The organism is Metabacillus bambusae, assembly GCF_017497975.1.
In the GTDB taxonomy this organism is placed as follows: Bacteria; Bacillota; Bacilli; order Bacillales; family Bacillaceae; genus Metabacillus; species Metabacillus bambusae.
Map to the genome: position 1 here is coordinate 24,983 of NZ_JAGDEL010000011.1, position 16,723 is coordinate 41,705.

Annotated in this window: 13 protein-coding genes; 7 read left to right on the plus strand and 6 right to left on the minus strand. The window is 36.0% G+C overall.

Annotated features, from left to right (window positions below; translation table 11 throughout):
- Positions 1-20 precede the first annotated feature (20 nt).
- The 6 genes from I7822_RS15060 to I7822_RS15085 form a co-directional block, all read right to left on the minus strand.
- Positions 21-833, minus strand: coding sequence for a carbohydrate ABC transporter permease (locus tag I7822_RS15060; RefSeq protein WP_207979590.1), 813 nt, complete (start codon positions 831-833; stop codon positions 21-23).
- The gene (locus tag I7822_RS15065; RefSeq protein ID WP_207979592.1) at positions 830-1,768 is read right to left on the minus strand and encodes a carbohydrate ABC transporter permease; all 939 of its coding nucleotides are present in this window, start codon (positions 1,766-1,768) and stop codon (positions 830-832) included. Before I7822_RS15065 ends, I7822_RS15060 begins: the two co-directional genes overlap by 4 nt.
- Positions 1,765-2,886, minus strand: a complete 1,122-nt coding sequence (locus I7822_RS15070) for an ABC transporter ATP-binding protein (RefSeq protein WP_207979594.1) — start codon at positions 2,884-2,886, stop codon at positions 1,765-1,767. The genes I7822_RS15065 and I7822_RS15070 overlap by 4 nt, the downstream gene beginning before the upstream one ends.
- 471 nt (positions 2,887-3,357) lie before the next feature.
- Positions 3,358-5,178: an ABC transporter ATP-binding protein gene (locus I7822_RS15075; RefSeq protein ID WP_207979596.1), complete on the minus strand. Its 1,821-nt coding sequence runs from the start codon at positions 5,176-5,178 to the stop codon at positions 3,358-3,360.
- Entirely contained in the window at positions 5,159-6,889 is a 1,731-nt protein-coding gene (locus I7822_RS15080; RefSeq protein ID WP_207979598.1) for an ABC transporter ATP-binding protein, read from the minus strand. Before I7822_RS15080 ends, I7822_RS15075 begins: the two co-directional genes overlap by 20 nt.
- A 277-nt stretch (positions 6,890-7,166) precedes the next feature.
- A complete protein-coding gene (locus I7822_RS15085) occupies positions 7,167-8,024 on the minus strand; it encodes an aldose epimerase family protein (protein ID WP_207979600.1) in 858 nt (285 codons plus the stop codon).
- Positions 8,025-8,274: 250 nt separating this feature from the next.
- On the opposite strand from I7822_RS15085, the gene I7822_RS15090 reads away from it, so the two are divergent.
- The 7 genes from I7822_RS15090 to I7822_RS15120 all read left to right on the plus strand — a co-directional run bounded on the left by I7822_RS15090 (position 8,275) and on the right by I7822_RS15120 (position 16,702).
- On the plus strand, positions 8,275-8,583 hold the full coding sequence (locus tag I7822_RS15090; protein ID WP_207979602.1) for a PadR family transcriptional regulator: 309 nt from the start codon (positions 8,275-8,277) through the stop codon (positions 8,581-8,583).
- Positions 8,584-8,596: 13 nt separating this feature from the next.
- Positions 8,597-9,784 carry a chromate transporter gene (locus tag I7822_RS15095; protein WP_207979604.1) on the plus strand — a complete coding sequence of 396 codons (1,188 nt, stop codon included), beginning with the start codon at positions 8,597-8,599 and terminating at the stop codon, positions 9,782-9,784.
- A 313-nt stretch (positions 9,785-10,097) separates the two neighbouring features.
- Positions 10,098-11,141 (plus strand): ABC transporter substrate-binding protein, encoded by a 1,044-nt coding sequence (locus I7822_RS15100; RefSeq protein WP_207979607.1) that lies wholly within the window; start codon positions 10,098-10,100, stop codon positions 11,139-11,141.
- A 20-nt stretch (positions 11,142-11,161) separates the two neighbouring features.
- Complete coding sequence (locus I7822_RS15105; protein ID WP_207979609.1) at positions 11,162-12,889, plus strand: ABC transporter permease; 1,728 nt, start codon at positions 11,162-11,164, stop codon at positions 12,887-12,889.
- Entirely contained in the window at positions 12,873-13,946 is a 1,074-nt protein-coding gene (locus I7822_RS15110) for an ABC transporter ATP-binding protein (RefSeq protein ID WP_207979611.1), read from the plus strand. The genes I7822_RS15105 and I7822_RS15110 overlap by 17 nt, the downstream gene beginning before the upstream one ends.
- A 220-nt stretch (positions 13,947-14,166) precedes the next feature.
- Positions 14,167-15,408: an MFS transporter gene (locus I7822_RS15115; RefSeq protein WP_207979837.1), complete on the plus strand. Its 1,242-nt coding sequence runs from the start codon at positions 14,167-14,169 to the stop codon at positions 15,406-15,408.
- A 100-nt stretch (positions 15,409-15,508) separates the two neighbouring features.
- Complete coding sequence (locus I7822_RS15120; RefSeq protein WP_207979612.1) at positions 15,509-16,702, plus strand: 3D domain-containing protein; 1,194 nt, start codon at positions 15,509-15,511, stop codon at positions 16,700-16,702.
- Positions 16,703-16,723 lie beyond the last annotated feature (21 nt).

The following is a 16,723-nucleotide window of genomic DNA, read 5'->3' on the forward strand; positions in this document are numbered from 1 at the left end:
GCAAGTGACTCTACAAATCTTCATTTGATTGCACCTTGTGTTAGTCCTTTTTGTAGGCTCTTTTGCCCTAAAAACAATAGAATGAGAGTTGGGAGTATCACAACAACTACCGCTGCCATCACCACCCCCCATTCAGTTGAGATTTCTTGCGACTGTAACTGCTTTAAACCAATTTGTACTGTTCTCACACTTTCATTGTTTGTTACGAGCAATGGCCATAAATACATATTCCACGTAGTTAAAAAGCTATATATTCCTAATGTCATTAAGCTTGTTTTCGAAACAGGTAAGACAATATTCCAAAAGAAGCGAAATCGACTAATCCCTGCTAACTGTGAGGCTTCGAACAATTCGTTTGGAATTGTTTTGAATTGCTGCCTCAACAAGAATGTTCCAAAGGCTAATGCGAAAAAAGGAATGGTTAAACTTGCAGGTTGATTTATCCAACCAAGCTTTTGAACAGTCAAGAAGTTAGGAACCATCGTTGCTTCCCAAGGAATCATCATTGTTGAAATGAATAAAAAGAATATAAAGTCCCTTCCCCTAAATGGTATGAATACAAATGCAAATGCGGCTAAGCTTGAAATTATTAATTGTCCGATCATAACAACCATTGAAACGTAAAAGCTATTCCAGAGATAACGAACAAGCGGTACCTTTTCAAAGGCAGAAATATAATTATCCATTGTCAACGTATCAGGGATAAGATTTCCTTTTAGAACCTCCCCACCTTGCATAAAGCTAATCATAAACGCGTAGAAAATTGGGAACATCATGAACACAACTGAAATAATTAATAGTCCATATAAAATGATTTTTTTCACTATGCTCATTGATAATGCACCTTCCTTTCTCCAAGCTTAAATTGAAGAATGGTAATAACTAATATACAGAAGAAAAGAATTGTTGCTTGAGCACTGGCTGATCCGACATTGTAATTAATGAAGGCATCCTTATATATGGAATAAACAATGACATTTGTTGATTCTACAGGTCCACCCTTTGTTAATATGTCTATTTGTCCAAAGGTTTGAAAGGAATTTATTAATGACACTGTGATGATAAAAAAGAGTGTTGGTGATAGCATTGGGATTGTAATCCTCCGCAGTTTATACCAATAGCTTACACCCGCAATTTCTGCATTTTCATAGAGATGCTCATCGATATTTTGTAACCCACCTAATAAAATTAGAAAAGCAAAACCCGTGTTCATCCAAATTGTTGATATCGACACAGAAATCAAGGCAAACTTTGGATCTAGTAGCCATTGAATCTCTGAGATACCTACTGCACTAACGAGTTTATTTAAAATACCAATAGATGGGTTATACATAAACATCCAGATAACAGAAGAAGCAGCAACACTCATTCCCATTGTCGAGGAAAACATCGTCCGAAAAAAACCAATTCCTCTAACCTTTTCATTTGCTATAAGAGCTAAAAAAAGAGCGAGAATAACTCCCATCGGAACCGTAAAAACAACAAAGAGGATTGTTGCCTTTAGGCTTTTTTGAAAGCTCGTAGATTGTAATAGATAAGTAAAATTTTCAACACCAACAAACGTAATCGGCGCCCCCTGACCATCAGTTAAGAAAAAACTTAAATATAAAGTGCGAAGCATTGGATAAAAGAGAAAAAATCCAAATAAGATGATAGATGGTAATAGATAGAGTAGCCCTACAAGTACATTAGGTAACTCTTTTCTTCTACCTAGTGACCTTTCCTTTACCTTTATGGGGGGATTGGAGACATCTGGTAAACTACTCATAACACAGCCTCCTTAAGAGTTCGTTTATCATCACCTTTTGTTTGGTACCAAATACATTCCCCATTTTCTGGTTCGAAAAAGAATAAATCTGATTCATGAATAAATAATGGAACCCGTTCTCCAATTTCTATATTCCATTGGCCGTTCCATTTTGCAACCCATTGCTGTGAGCCAACCTCAAAAGTAATAAGTGTTTCAGTGCCAAGAACTTCTACATTTACTGCGTCAGCAAAAAAGCTCCTTTGACCGTCCTTTGCAAGCTGTATGCTCTCTGGACGAATTCCGATTGTTACTTTTTGGCTCAAAGGAACCGAACTCACAATCTCTTTGTTTATCAAAATTGAAAAATTGTCCTCTAGTAAAAACGAGTCCTCCGTCATTTTTCCATCAGCTAGATTCATTGGCGGAGCTCCAATAAATGAGGCAACAAACGTATTAGCAGGACTGTTATAAATATCTAAAGGTCGTCCGATTTGCTGTACTTCTCCGTTATGTAAAATCATCATTCGATCTGCCATTGTCATTGCTTCTGTCTGATCATGTGTAACGTAAATCATTGTAATTCCTAGTCTACGTTGAATTTGGCGAATCTCAGATCTCATCTTCGCACGTAGTTTTGCATCTAAATTTGATAAGGGCTCGTCCATAAGACAAATCGGTGAATGCGTAACGATCGCTCGAGCAAGTGCAACCCTTTGTCGCTGTCCACCTGATAATTGTCGCGGTTTTCTATCCAATAATTCAGTTAAACCTAGCATGTCAGCAGCATCCAAGCACCTTTGCTTTTGCTCCTGCTTCGCTATCTTTTTCGTATGTAATCCAAAGGTAATATTTTGTTTAACACTTAAATGTGGATACAGCGCATAATTTTGAAAGACCATAGACAAATCACGTTGACTTGGCGGCAGATTATTTGCGACTAGATCACCGATAGATAATTCTCCTCCAGTAACCTCCTCAAGTCCCGCAATCATGCGAAGCATTGTACTTTTCCCACAACCAGATGGTCCAACTAATACAAAGAACTCACCCGACTCTATTTTTACATCAATTTCTTTAATGACATTTGTCCTTCCATCGTAGGATTTTGAAACTTCCTTTAGCTCAACACGTTTCATTCTTTATTCCTCCTCTTAGTTTGTCGTTTAACTTTAAAATAGAAATAAAATATGAGAAGGTACCATCGGAATGCAGTAGCTGTCATAATAAAAACCATAAAAAAACAAAAGGGTTACGCATGTAAGTCACCTATTCCTTTTTTATGGTTTCTCATTTTCACAGCCTAGTATAATTCCCCTTTTCTTCACTGCTTATCTTACTAATGGAATATAAAGTCTGTATAAATACTATGTATATATTTGTTAATTTTTTGTTTAAATTGTAAATTTTTGTCCTATTTTCATCAGTTATGTAGATAAAGTGAGACTCCATTCGGCGAGGTTCTTTTTTCATTCTTACTGCCCGTTAAAAATGGGATAAAAAAAGCAGTGAAATCTATTAAGATTATCACTGCCAAACTTTAAACTATTCATATTTCACAAAATCATTTAAGATAGCGATTTTAAGTATTAACAGGATTAGAAACCAATCTACAGTCTATTTTGAAGCTCGAAATAAAATCCTCTCAGCTTCAAAAGTTCCTTATGTGTCCCACTCTCAATGATCCTCCCATCTTTTAAAACAAGGATTTTATCCGCTTTTTGGATTGTGTTTAGACGATGTGCAATCACAAAGGTCGTTCTGCCTGACATTAAACGAGTCAACGCCTCTTGAATTCGTAATTCTGTTACTGTATCAATACTACTTGTCGCCTCATCTAAGATTAATATTTTAGGGTCAGCAAGCATTGCTCTAGCGATTGCTAGGAGCTGTTTTTGTCCGTGACTAATTCCATTTCCATCATAGCTAATCATGGATTGATATTGATTTGGAAGCTTGCGAATAAACGAATCTGCATTAGCTAGTCTAGCCGCTTCTTCCACTTCCTCATCCGTTGCATCTAATCTTCCATAGCGAATATTTTCTAGAATCGAACCTTGAAAAAGAAATGTATCCTGTAACACAAAGGCCATTTGTTTTCTAAGGCGATCACGGTTAATTCGATTAATATCAATTCCATCAACAGTAATCACACCAGTATCAGCATCATAGAATCGTGATAAAAGATTGATTAATGTTGTTTTCCCAGCACCAGTTGGCCCAACTAAGGCAATCGTTTCACCTGGAGATGCCTTTATACTAACATGCTCAACAGTTTGTTTGTCCTCTTTCGCTTCATATGAAAAGGAGACATCTGAAAAAACAACCTCTCCTTTTATAGAAGGAAGCTGATCAGAATCAATATTTGCATCTCTTTCTACCTTCTCATCGAGGATATCAAACACCCTTTCCGCTCCCGCAATCGCAGAAAGAAGGGTATTAAACTGGTTAGCAAGGTCATTTAATGGACGAGTAAATTGTCTAGCATATTCAGCAAAGATCACGATGACTCCAATTGTTACCATACCATTAAACGCCAACACACCACCTATCCCAGCAATCAACGCAAAGCTTAGATTGTTTAACATGTTCATAACCTTTGGAATAAAGCCTGATATTGTTTGCGCCCAAAAGCCTGATTGTTTAAGAATGTTACTCTTCTCAATAAAGCTAGCAATCACTTTTTCCTCTTGAGAGAATGCTTTAATCATTTTTTGTCCTGAGATGACTTCTTCAATATAGCCATTAAGCTCCCCTAAGTTTTGCTGCTGCTTCTTAAATAGTGTACCTGTCCGTTTTGTAATCCAATTCATCCCAATGACCATTAATGGAACAATAAGCAAGGTGATTAAAGTTAATAATGGACTTAGCAAAATCATGACCGAAACTGTACCTACTAACGTTAATATACTTGAGAAGATCTGAATAACAGAGCTATTTAACGTGGAGCTAACATTTTCAATATCATTTGTCACACGACTCATTAATTCACCATGCTGTCTTTTATCAAAATAGGAAATCGGAAGCATATGTAGATGGTGAAACAAATCTTTCCTCATTTGATTTACTGTGTATTGTGAAATGCCAATCATCCAGAAATTTTGAAAAAATAATGATAGTGAATGCAAAGCAAAGACGACAACTAGACCTCCCAACAAAAAGATGATACCTTCACTTTCCCGAGTAACAATATATTCATCAATTGTTGTTCCGATTAGATATGGACCAAGTAACCCTAGACCTGAGCTTACCACTACCATAAATAGTACAAATGTAAATTGAGCACGTTTTTCAGATAAATACGCCGATAATCTACGTAATGTTTTGAAGCCATTTTTAACATTTACCTTCTGTTTTTGCTTAGTGTTAATATTCTTTTCTTGGACTGCTATTCTTTCATATTTAAATGGACTAGTTAGTTGCTTTAACATCAGTTAGTTCCTCCATCATCTGAGAGTGATAGATCTTTTGATAAAGAGATGATGTTTTTTGTAATTCATCATGACTACCTTCTGCAATCAAAACACCATCTTCTAGTAGCAGGATTTTATCCGCTTCCCTTGCAGAACTAACTTTCTGAGTAATTAAAAATATCGTACAGGAATAATCACGTAACGCCGTTAACAGTTTTATTTCTGTTTTTACGTCTAATGCACTTGTACTGTCATCTAATAAAAGTAGCTTTGGCTTTCGTACTAATGCTCTAGCAACAGACATTCGTTGCTTTTGCCCTCCTGATAGATTTACTCCTTTTTGACCTATCCTAGTGTCATATTTAGAAGGTAATTTTTCAATCGTTTCATGAATTTGTGCTGCATGGGCCGCTTCGATTATTTCCTCAAAGGACGCATGCTCCTTACCCCACGCAATGTTTTCCTTTACTGAACCGGTAAACAAAACAGCTTCTTGTGGAACAAGGCCGATTTGCCCTCGTAGGCTTTGCATACTAATAGAATCTATAGAGATATCATCAATAAAAATCCTCCCTGAATCTACTTCATAAAGCCGTGGCAGCAGCTGAAAAAGTGATGATTTACCTGATCCTGTTCCTCCCATTACAGCAATTGTTTCACCTGCATTTGCAGTAAATGAAATGTCTTTTAGAACAACTTGATCTGTTCCTGGATATGTAAATGAAACATGCTCAAAGATTACTTTACCATGTAGGAACTTGTGTGGATTTTCATGATTTTCTATATCAATCTTAGTCTCTAAAACCTCTGAAATCCGCGATGCTGAGGCACGAGAGCGTGAAAGAAACATAACAATAAATGAGAACATCGACAAGGCTGAGGTTATTCTAAGTCCATAATTTACAATCGCAACTACTTCCCCTACCTGAACATTGCCGTTTACGACTTGTGCCCTGCCATTCCACAATATAAAAAGAATCGCCATATTCATGATGAACAATAAAATAGGCATCGACGTTTCAATCATTCGTAATGCCGTAACCGTGGAATCTCTTAATGAGTTAGTGGCAAGTGAAAATCGTTTTATTTCATGATCTCTTCTTACATAGGCTTTAACTAATCTCATCCCGATTAAATTTTCGCGTAAAACATCATTTACATTGTCTAACATTGATTGTACTTTCTTAAATAAACGGCTACCCCTTTTCATAATCCAAATAAGCATCATCACAACTACAGGGATAACAAAGGCAAAAACACTTGCTAATACTGGGTTTACGAAAAAAGACATAACCACCGATCCAATAATAAGGAGAGGTGCTCTCAACATGATTCTTAGCCCCATAAATAACGTGTTTTGCAGCTGAGTAATATCATTTGTCATCCGTGTAATAAGAGAGGCTGCTGGAAAACGACTTAAATTTTCAAATGTGAATTGTTGTACTTTAACAAAAATCTGCTTTCTAATGTCAAACCCAAAGCTTTGACTTACGTGTGCAGCATAAAATGAGTTGATCATTCCTGATGCAAATGCAAAAAGTGAAATCCCAATCATTACTCCGCCCCACCGTATGACAACAGATAGATCCTCTTGAAGTATGCCTTCATCAATAATTTTCGCCATTAAAAGTGGATGAAGGAGTTCAACCGCTAATTCAGTAAGCATTAATAAAAGTGCGATCGACATTGAAAATCGATATGGTTTAAGAAATGAGCTAAACTTTAACATATGAGTCCTCCAAGCAATTAGTTGCAGAAAAAAAGATTAATATATAACAATTACTTAAGTACGAAAGTAAGGGTTTTCATTTTTGTAATCATACATCCTAAAGTTCCATTATATTGAAAGTTTTCTTTTTTACTAGTTTACCAGTAAATGAATTGAATGCCGAGCAGAAAGCCTGGTTTTTTTTTACTTATCCCCTATTTAATCCATATGTTATATGGCTTTAAAATATTAAAGCTGTAATCGTCCATTTTTCAAGGAGCGATTACAGCTAATAATTTTATATAGATATACTTACTTTCGTATGAATTCCTTTTCCAGGATGAATCATTGTTAATTCATCTTTTTTGTTTAGTTCATCTGTTTTCGCCATCCATGGCTCCACACAGACAAATCCTTGACCTTCTTCTGACCAGAGAACAATATAAGGAAATTCCTTACCATAATTTATCGTTACTAATTTGTCTATCTCTTCAAGTGAAAAACGAATCGACCTAGTACCACTTTTTAATAGATATGATTCCTTTTGGTCAATGCTGATAACACCCTCTATTCTCTTGTTCTGCATGTCATTATAATCAAGATAATCACTTGCATCAGTATCGATCTTAAGCTGTTTATTCGCTGTTTTAAAATAAGGATGGAAGCCAGCATAAATCGGCATTTCTTTTGTAGATTTATTTTGATAAGTTTGATCAATAATTAATTCATTTTCTCGTAAAATGTATGTAAATACCAATTCGAACTCAAATGGATAGACTGTTTTCGTCTCATCATTGCTTTCAAGCTTTATTTTTATTAAAGCCTCTTCCTCGTAAGTATTTATTTCAACAACTTCCCAAGGCAGGTCACGAGCAAAACCATGGTTTTTCATAGTATAAGTTTTTCCATCCCATTCATATTGTCCATTGGTAAGTTGACCAGAAATTGGGAAAAGAATTGGGATACCGCCTCTAATATTTTTTTCTACATTATGTAATGTTTCCTCATTGATAAATAGTAACTCCTCACCACGAATCCCTAATCTCGTAATAATTCCGCCTCGCTCTGGAACCACTTTTAACCATGAAGAATTGCTTTCATTTCGAAGTTCTATGAATGTCAGCTTTCCTTCTTTGTACTCTTTCATTTTATACATTCCGGTTCCTCCTTGTCTCTTTATCATTTGATTTACGTTTAACTATACAGTTATTTGTTTACCTTATCTAGTTTGGATAAAAGATTGATTCCTATCCTTGATTGAGAATTATGAAATAAGTAATGTTTTTTACAGTTTTGTAAATTTCCTTCTCTTTACTTTGATATTAGATATTCAACTGATATAATTCCATTAGAAACGCATTATCGGTTTCCGATATTGCGTTTCGATATTAAAGGAAGGTGAACGAATGGAAGATAAAGTATTACGAAAGTTGTTTCTTGGATTTATTCATATCCACATCCTTCATCATGCGAAGGAACATCCAATCTTTGGGTTATGGATGCTTGAAGAATTAAAGGAACATGGTTATAACATAAGTGCTGGCACTCTCTACCCTATTCTCCACACTATGGAGTCAGATGGTCTTTTAGTAAGAGAAGATAAAAATGTAGAGGGGAAAATTAGAAAGTATTATTCCACAACTACAAAAGGAAATACAGTATTAGTGGAAGCTAGGAAAAAAGCCTATGAACTTTTCAAGGAAATAAAAACGTAAAAGGAGCTCATAAATGAACCAGAAAAATACAACTTTAAAAACACTTTTTGAAATACTTATCGTTTCTACAAGGCTTGGCTTCACATCGTTCGGTGGACCAATTGCTCACTTAGGGTATTTTCATGAAGAATATATACGTAGAAGGAAATGGATGGATGAAAAAAGCTATGCAGACTTAGTTGCTCTATGTCAATTCTTACCTGGTCCAGCAAGTAGCCAGGTTGGGATCGGGATCGGCGTCATGCGCGCTGGAGTTCTAGGTGGCATCATTTCCTTTATTGGGTTTACACTCCCTTCAGTTCTTGCACTTATTATCTTTGCACTCGTTTTACAAGGGTTAAATATTGGTGATGCTGGTTGGCTACACGGACTAAAGCTTGTTGCAGTCGCAGTCGTTGCCCATGCTATTTTAGGTATGGCTCAAAAATTAACTCCAGACTTAAAAAGAAAAGCAATTGCTTTATTTGCATTAGTGGCAACGCTACTATGGCAAACAGCCTATATTCAAGTAGCAGTTATTTTAATTGCTGCAGTTATCGGATTTTCACTTTATAAACATCATAAAACTGAAGAAGAATCGACCATAAGTTTTCCAATTTCACGTCGCTTTGCAATAATCTGCTTAGCCTTATTTTTTGGATTATTGATTCTACTACCAATATTAAGTGAAATGACTTCAGTTAGTTGGATCGCAATGTTTGATAGCTTTTACCGTTCTGGTGCATTAGTATTCGGTGGAGGACATGTTGTTTTACCTTTGCTTGAGAGAGAATTTGTTCCAACTGGTTGGTTAAGTGAGGAAGCCTTCTTGACTGGCTATGGCGCCGCCCAAGCAGTCCCTGGGCCATTATTTACATTTGCAGCTTATATTGGCGCAGTTATAAATGGCTGGCAAGGTGGGTTATTAGCTACACTAGCAATATTCTTACCAGCATTTCTGCTTATTTTAGGTACATTACCTTTTTGGACAATTTTAAGTAAGAACCCTGCAATGAAAGGAGCATTAATGGGCGTTAATGCAGCAGTTGTTGGGATCTTAATTGCAGCATTTTATCACCCTATATGGACGAGCTCAATTTTAGGACCTATCGATTTTGCTTTTGCTGCGATTTTATTCAGCATGCTTGTTTTTTGGAAGCTTCCACCATGGGTGATTGTAGTATCTGGTGCTGTTGGTGGTTGGCTGCTTTCATTTATATAATATTTAATTTGGATGCTTTGAAGATTAACAGAAAACATCATCTTCCGATAGACTGCCTTTTATTAGTATTTACTAATGAAAGACAGTCTTTTTTTAGCTTTTTCGATCCCGCTCAACTTTTACCTTAGCAATTATGATTATATTTACATTTATTTAACAAAACAAGAACCTTGCGTTTACCTAGTCTTAATAATAAATCAATAGACTAGTAACTACAGGGGGTAGCCAACAAAAGTAAATGTACATATCCTTTCCATTTTTCACTATTCAAGATCAAAACTGAAATTTTACCATTTCTAGGAGGGAACTAAACATGATCACAATCAAAAAAACATTCAGCTTTGTAATCATTTTTTTATTTTTAGTAGCTTGTAGTAGTAATGATTCAGAACCAACAGGGGCTGATGAAGGAACTGAAAATAACGAGCAAACAGCGATTGAAGGAGATTTATCTTTTTATACTTCACAGCCTGACGAAGATGCTCAAAAACTTGTAGATGCATTTAAAGACAAATACCCAGATGTAAATGTAGAGATTTTCCGCTCTGGTACTGAAGAAGTAATAAGTAAAATCCAAGCAGAAAATCAAGCTGGTGAAGTACAAGCTGATGTTTTATTAGTAGCAGATGCTGTAACATTTGAGAATTTAAAAAGCGAAGACCTTCTTCTATCTTATAAATCCGAAGAAACAAGTGAGATTCCGGAAACTTTTGTAGATAAAGATGGAATGTATACAGGAACAAAAGTTATGGCAACGATTTTAGCAGTAAATACAGAAAAGGTTACAGACTTACCAGATTCATGGAATGTTTTAACTACTGAAGAAGCAAAGGGACAAGGTATTATGCCTAGCCCATTATACTCTGGTGCTGCTGCCTATAACCTAGGTGTTTTTACTAGAAATGACGAATTCAATTGGGATTTTTATGAGCAACTAAAAGAAAATGAAGTGATGATTACAGAAGGAAACGGTGCTGTTCAACAAGCTGTAGCAGCTGGAGAAAAATCATATGGTATGGTTGTTGACTTTATTATCGCCCGTGCAAAAGCTGACGGGTCACCAATCGATCTTATTTATCCAAAAGAAGGTGTACCAGTTATTACTGAACCTATTGCAATTATGAAAAATACTAGTAATGAAGCTGCTGCGAAAGCATTCGTAGACTTCGTACTTTCTGAAGAAGGGCAAAAACTAGCAGCAGAAATAGGCTATACACCTATTCGAAAAGGGATAGATGCTCCAGAAGGACTTAAAACAATTGAAGAAATGGACGTTTTAGAAGCAGAATTATCCGAATTATATCAAGCACGTGAAACAGATAAAGAAGAGTTCAGCAGCTTATTTGGTGATCAATAGAATGAAATGAGGCGTCAAGAATGGTTCGTTCAGCAACAAATACGGGGAATCGTCTTTTTATGTATTCCCCTTCTTTTTTGAAAATAATTGGTTTTATTGTCGTTATACTTATCTTTTTTATCCCAATTGTTAGGCTGATCTTTTTAAGCTTTACCTCTGAAAGCGGCTTGAGCTTTGAACACTATTATGAGGTTTTACATAGTCCTGTGACCTGGAGAACACTCTTTAATACCTTTATAATCGTTACCGGCTCTACGATTCTTTCAGTTGTATTAGGTTTGTTAACAGCCTGGTTGGTCGCTTATACAAATATTCAAAATAAAAAGCTATTGCAGGCTTTTATTTTTTTACCCTTTGTCATTCCTTCCTACATAACAACTTTAGCCTGGACGCAATTTATGGGGGGCAATGGACCAGTCGCTAAACTATTAAATAGCATACCAGGCAACTTAGAACCTATTAATTTATATAGTCTATCAGGAATTATTCTAGTAATGGGATTTTCTCATTACCCTTTAGTGTATTTGCTAACAATTAGTGTACTTAGAAAAATCCCAAGAGAACTTGAAATGGCTGCTAAAGTTTCTGGTGGTTCGAGATTCACTTCATTTCGAAAAGTCACGATGCCACTAGCACTTCCAGGGATTGCAAGTGGTGGGTTATTAGCCTTTCTTGCAAGCCTTGATAACTTTGGAATCCCTGCTTTTTTAGGAATTCCCGCTAACATCCGTGTCCTAAGCACCTATATTTATGAACAAATCATCGGATTCGGCCCTTCAGCTTTTGCAAAAGGAGCTACACTATCTGTTATTTTAGGGATTTTTGCTATCATTGGCACGCTCATTCAATGGCTGTTACTTAGGCGTTCAAGGCAATTTGAAACATCAAGAGAAGACCAGGAACCTCGCATTATTCTATCTACGAAAAAACGAGTAATAATTGAAGGTGGGTTATGGTTTTTCTTAATTTCAACAAGTCTTATCCCCCTTTTATCTATGGCTTCTACATCATTAATAAAGGCATACGGATTAGATTTTTCATTTCAAAATATTAGTTTTAAACATTATGAATTTATTCTATTTTCTAGCACCAAAACACAGGAATCTATTCAAAATAGCCTAAAACTTGCGTCAATCGTCACACTAATAGGCTTATTCGTTGGTACATTGATTGCCTATTTACGTGTTAGACAACCTTCTTTTTTCAATAAAACGATAGAAGGTATGATTAGTATTCCATATGCTCTTCCTGGGACTGTTTTGGCATTAGCTATGATCTTCACATGGTTAGAACCCCTACCTGGCTGGAACCCTGGTATATATGGGTCAATTTGGATTATGTATATCGCTTATTTCACAAGGTTTCTCATACTGCAAGTTAGAGGAAGTGTAACATCTCTTTTACAGATAGATGTATCAATGGAAGATGCAGCTAGGACAAGTGGGGCTTCTTCTTATATTAAGTGGAGGAAGATTCTGATTCCACTCATATTACCAGGTGTATTAAGCGGGGCATTTCTTGTGTTTCTGACTGCCTTAACTGAACTTACTGTATCGTCCCTGTTATGGTCTAGTGGTTCAGAAACAATTGGTCTAGTAATTTTTAATTTTGAACAGGCCGGCTATACAACACATTCAACCGCTTTTTCTACCATTATTTTATTACTTATCCTCGTAGGATTTTTAGCTATTTTCCTCATTCAAAAGCTTTGGGAAAGAAAGGTGTTACATAATGGCAACAGAGATTAAAAATATATCTAAGTTTTTCGGAAAAACACAAGCATTAAAATCAATAAACTTATCGATTAAAGATGGTGAATTTATTGCAATACTCGGACCATCTGGATGTGGAAAAACAACATTACTTAAACTATTGGCTGGATTTGATTCACCTACAGATGGGATTATTATGATTGATCATCAATGTGTAAGTGAGAATAACAATTCAACACCTCCAGAGAAACGTAATATTGGTATGGTATTTCAGTCATTTGCATTATGGCCGCATATGACCGTAAAAGATCATATAAAGTTCCCTTTGCTTCACCATCAATTTTTAGCAAACGATCTAAAAAACAACATTGAAAAGAGAATTGATGAGGTTTTAAACATTGTTGATCTACAAACATATGCAAATAGAATGCCACATGAATTATCGGGTGGTCAAAAACAGCGGGTTGCATTAGCAAGAGCGATTGCTCCAAAACCAGCCCTGCTTCTAATGGATGAGCCTTTAAGCAGTTTAGATGCAGAATTAAGAATGGAAATGAGAAGGGAAATACAAAGTCTCCATAGAATTGCTGGTGCCACAATTGTTTATGTGACACATGATCAAGAAGAAGCCCTTGCAATGGCAGATCGAATTGTTGTTATGAACAATGGACAAATTCAACAAGTAGGTACTCCAAGAGAAATATACCGTAATCCGAATACTGAATTTGTAGCCAAATTTGTAGGTAAAGCAAATCTTATTCATGGAAAATGGTTGAATGAGGTTACATTCAAGCCTGATTCAATTACGATCCAAGCAAATTGGATGAATATTGAAGTCTCAGCAGATTTAAGAGTTAAAAATCTTTGTCCAATTAGGCCAGAGCAATTCTCTTTATCCTATACAGGCGAAGGGATTGAAGGTGAAATTATGAATGTCCAATTTCAAGGAAAGGAAATCCATTATACTGTAAATATCGGTTCTGACCTCATCGCCATTCATGAGGATTCTCAAAATAGACCTTTTTATATTGGTGATAAGGTATACATTAATTTAAACCAGAGAAATAATGTACCCTCCCTAATCACTATATAACGTAGATAGAGCTTGTAGATCCTGTGAAAAATAGACAGATCTACAAGCTTTTTTGTCCCATAAAAACAATAAGAGATCGATCCCTTAACATCTAATTTTCACTTTTAACCTAATATTCTCATAATTCACTTGAATTTTTTCCTGCAAATGACAATAATATGACTATTAGAGTATTTCGATGATCGAAACAACTACTTACTACGAGGGAGAAGAATATACTATGTCAACTGCTTCTATTCCAAAGCAACCCGCACCCTACCAAAAAGATACAGGAACTGTCTATAATATATTATTTATTATTGGCCTCTGTCATCTTTTAAACGATAGCATCCAATCTGTTATTCCTGCAATGTTCCCAATTTTAGAAAAATCAATGGGCCTCACCTTTACCCAGCTTGGTCTGATCGGATTTGCGCTCAATATGGTATCCTCTGTCATGCAACCCGTTGTAGGGCTGTATACAGATAAACGCCCGATGCCATACGCTCTTCCGATTGGATTAACGTGCAGTATGCTCGGTGTTTTAGGATTGGCATTTGCACCATCCTTTTTGACAATCCTGCTTTCCGTAGTATTTATCGGTTTAGGGTCAGCTGTATTTCACCCAGAGGGTTCGCGAGTGGCCTATATGGCTGCAGGCGATCGGCGCGGCTTGGCACAATCCATTTACCAGGTTGGCGGTAACAGTGGTCAGGCACTTGCCCCGATTATTACAGCATTAATTCTTGTACCACTTGGTCAATTTGGTGCGATCTGGTTTACGATTGTAGCAGCACTTGCAGTTGCATTTTTGATTTATATCGCAAACTGGTATTCTAACAAATTAACAGATATAAAATCTACAACAAAATCAAAACCAAAAGCCCAAGCGAAAAATCAATCATTTTCTAAAGCTATTAGGAATGCACTATTAATCATTATTTTTCTTATTTTTGCTCGTTCTTGGTATGTAAGTGCTATTTCAAACTTTTATACATTTTATGCAATTGAAAAATACGACTTAACAATTGCTGGATCACAAGTGTATATTTTTTGCTTTTTATTAATGGGTGCAGTTGGTACATTTATTGGTGGACCATTAGCTGATAAATTCGGGAAGCGAAACGTCATTATTGTCTCCTTACTTGCAACAGCACCACTCACTCTATTATTACCATTTGTCGGTTCTACTTTTTCTCTTATTGTATTAGCACTAATTGGATTAATTTTAATGTCCAGCTTTTCGGTAACAGTTGTTTACGCTCAAGAACTTGTTCCTGGAAAAATTGGTACAATGTCAGGTCTAACAGTAGGGCTAGCCTTCGGTATGGGAGCAATCGGCTCGGTTGCGTTAGGCGCTATGATTGATTTTATCGGCTTAACACCTACTATGATTGGTGTCGCACTATTACCTTTAATTGGAATTCTAGCATTTTTATTACCAACAGATCGAAAATTATCTGAGTGGCAACAAGAGAATTAATAGAATAATAGGAAAAAACTTCCGGAAAATTTAATCTATTTGTAACCTAAACAGCCCCCTTTCTATGTTATAACTAATAAGACGAGAAAGGGGTTGCTTTATGCGAGCTTTAAAGCGAACGCTTGCCACACTTGGTATCCTTCTATTATCATTACCTATTTCTTATGTGGCAAACGCAGAATCTACTAAAGACACTTTAAATAGTGCTGAAGAACAGCTAGAGCAGAATCAACAAACCATTCTTCAAAAGGAAAAAGAACAGCAAGCTGTTCATGAAGAAGTTAAAAGCATTCAAGAAAATGTACAAGCTTTAGAAAGTGAAATTTCACAAAATCAACAAAGCATGGCACAAGTTGAAGGTAAAATTAAAGAAATTCAACAAATTATCCAACAAAAAAAAGAAGAGATTGTTCTCTTACAGGACAAGGTGTATGCGCGTGAAGGAATTATGGAAAAGCGTCTAGTCGCTCTCCAACACCACGACCATACAACAATTGTGATTGAAACACTTATCAACTCTGAAAGTATCGGAAATTTCTTTGAGCGTGTTGGCGCAGTTACTACACTATTAAATGCCGATAAAAAAATATTAGATGAACAAGAAGCTGACTTAAAGCAAATTGAGGAAGATAAACAAGAAATCGATAAACAAGAACAACTCCTTATTAGTCAGCAAGCAGACCTTGAAACCCAAAAGGCAAACCTTGAAGAAAATCGTGTAAAAAGAAATCAAGCACTAGTTGCGATGCAGGATAAATATACAAAGCTAGCATCTGAAATTAGTATTGCCGAACAGAAAAAAAATAATATCCAATCACAAATAAAAACGATTCAATCTCAGATTGAAAAAGAGGAAGCTTCTGCAAAAGCGAGAGCAATTGAACTTGCTAAAGCTAAAAAAGCGAAAGAAGAAGCTGCTGCTGTAGAAGTAGCTGTTGCACCTCCTCCTTCAACTAAAAATAAATCAACTTCTACTTCTAACAAAAGTGAAACACCTAATACAAATAATAAAGAAATGTACGTTACTGCAACAGCCTATAGCCACGAGGATACAAAAAGCGACCTAACCTATTTAGGATATAATATTAAAAAGAATCCTAACATGAAGCTTATTGCTGTTGACCCTGGTGTAATCCCGCTTGGATCAAAAGTTTGGGTAGAAGGTTATGGAACTGCTATTGCCGGTGATACTGGTGGTGCAATTATTGGCCATAAGATCGATGTGTTAATGCCTTCAAGTGCACGAGCAAAGCAATGGGGACGTAAAACAGTGAAAATTATTATTTTAGATTAATTAGTGTTACTTTCAATATAA

Excerpts from the sequence above, each read along its gene's own strand:
- I7822_RS15095 (WP_207979604.1), top strand. The coding sequence starts at position 8,597 with ATGAACCAGAAAAATACAACTTTAAAAACACTTTTTGAAATACTTATC.
- I7822_RS15115 (WP_207979837.1), top strand. The coding sequence starts at position 14,167 with ATGTCAACTGCTTCTATTCCAAAGCAACCCGCACCCTACCAAAAAGAT.
- I7822_RS15100 (WP_207979607.1), top strand. The coding sequence starts at position 10,098 with ATGATCACAATCAAAAAAACATTCAGCTTTGTAATCATTTTTTTATTT.
- I7822_RS15080 (WP_207979598.1), bottom strand. The coding sequence starts at position 6,889 with ATGTTAAAGTTTAGCTCATTTCTTAAACCATATCGATTTTCAATGTCG.
- I7822_RS15090 (WP_207979602.1), top strand. The coding sequence starts at position 8,275 with ATGGAAGATAAAGTATTACGAAAGTTGTTTCTTGGATTTATTCATATC.
- I7822_RS15085 (WP_207979600.1), bottom strand. The coding sequence starts at position 8,024 with ATGTATAAAATGAAAGAGTACAAAGAAGGAAAGCTGACATTCATAGAA.
- I7822_RS15120 (WP_207979612.1), top strand. The coding sequence starts at position 15,509 with ATGCGAGCTTTAAAGCGAACGCTTGCCACACTTGGTATCCTTCTATTA.
- I7822_RS15070 (WP_207979594.1), bottom strand. The coding sequence starts at position 2,886 with ATGAAACGTGTTGAGCTAAAGGAAGTTTCAAAATCCTACGATGGAAGG.
- I7822_RS15105 (WP_207979609.1), top strand. The coding sequence starts at position 11,162 with ATGGTTCGTTCAGCAACAAATACGGGGAATCGTCTTTTTATGTATTCC.
- I7822_RS15075 (WP_207979596.1), bottom strand. The coding sequence starts at position 5,178 with ATGTTAAAGCAACTAACTAGTCCATTTAAATATGAAAGAATAGCAGTC.
- I7822_RS15110 (WP_207979611.1), top strand. The coding sequence starts at position 12,873 with ATGGCAACAGAGATTAAAAATATATCTAAGTTTTTCGGAAAAACACAA.
- I7822_RS15065 (WP_207979592.1), bottom strand. The coding sequence starts at position 1,768 with ATGAGTAGTTTACCAGATGTCTCCAATCCCCCCATAAAGGTAAAGGAA.
- I7822_RS15060 (WP_207979590.1), bottom strand. The coding sequence starts at position 833 with ATGAGCATAGTGAAAAAAATCATTTTATATGGACTATTAATTATTTCA.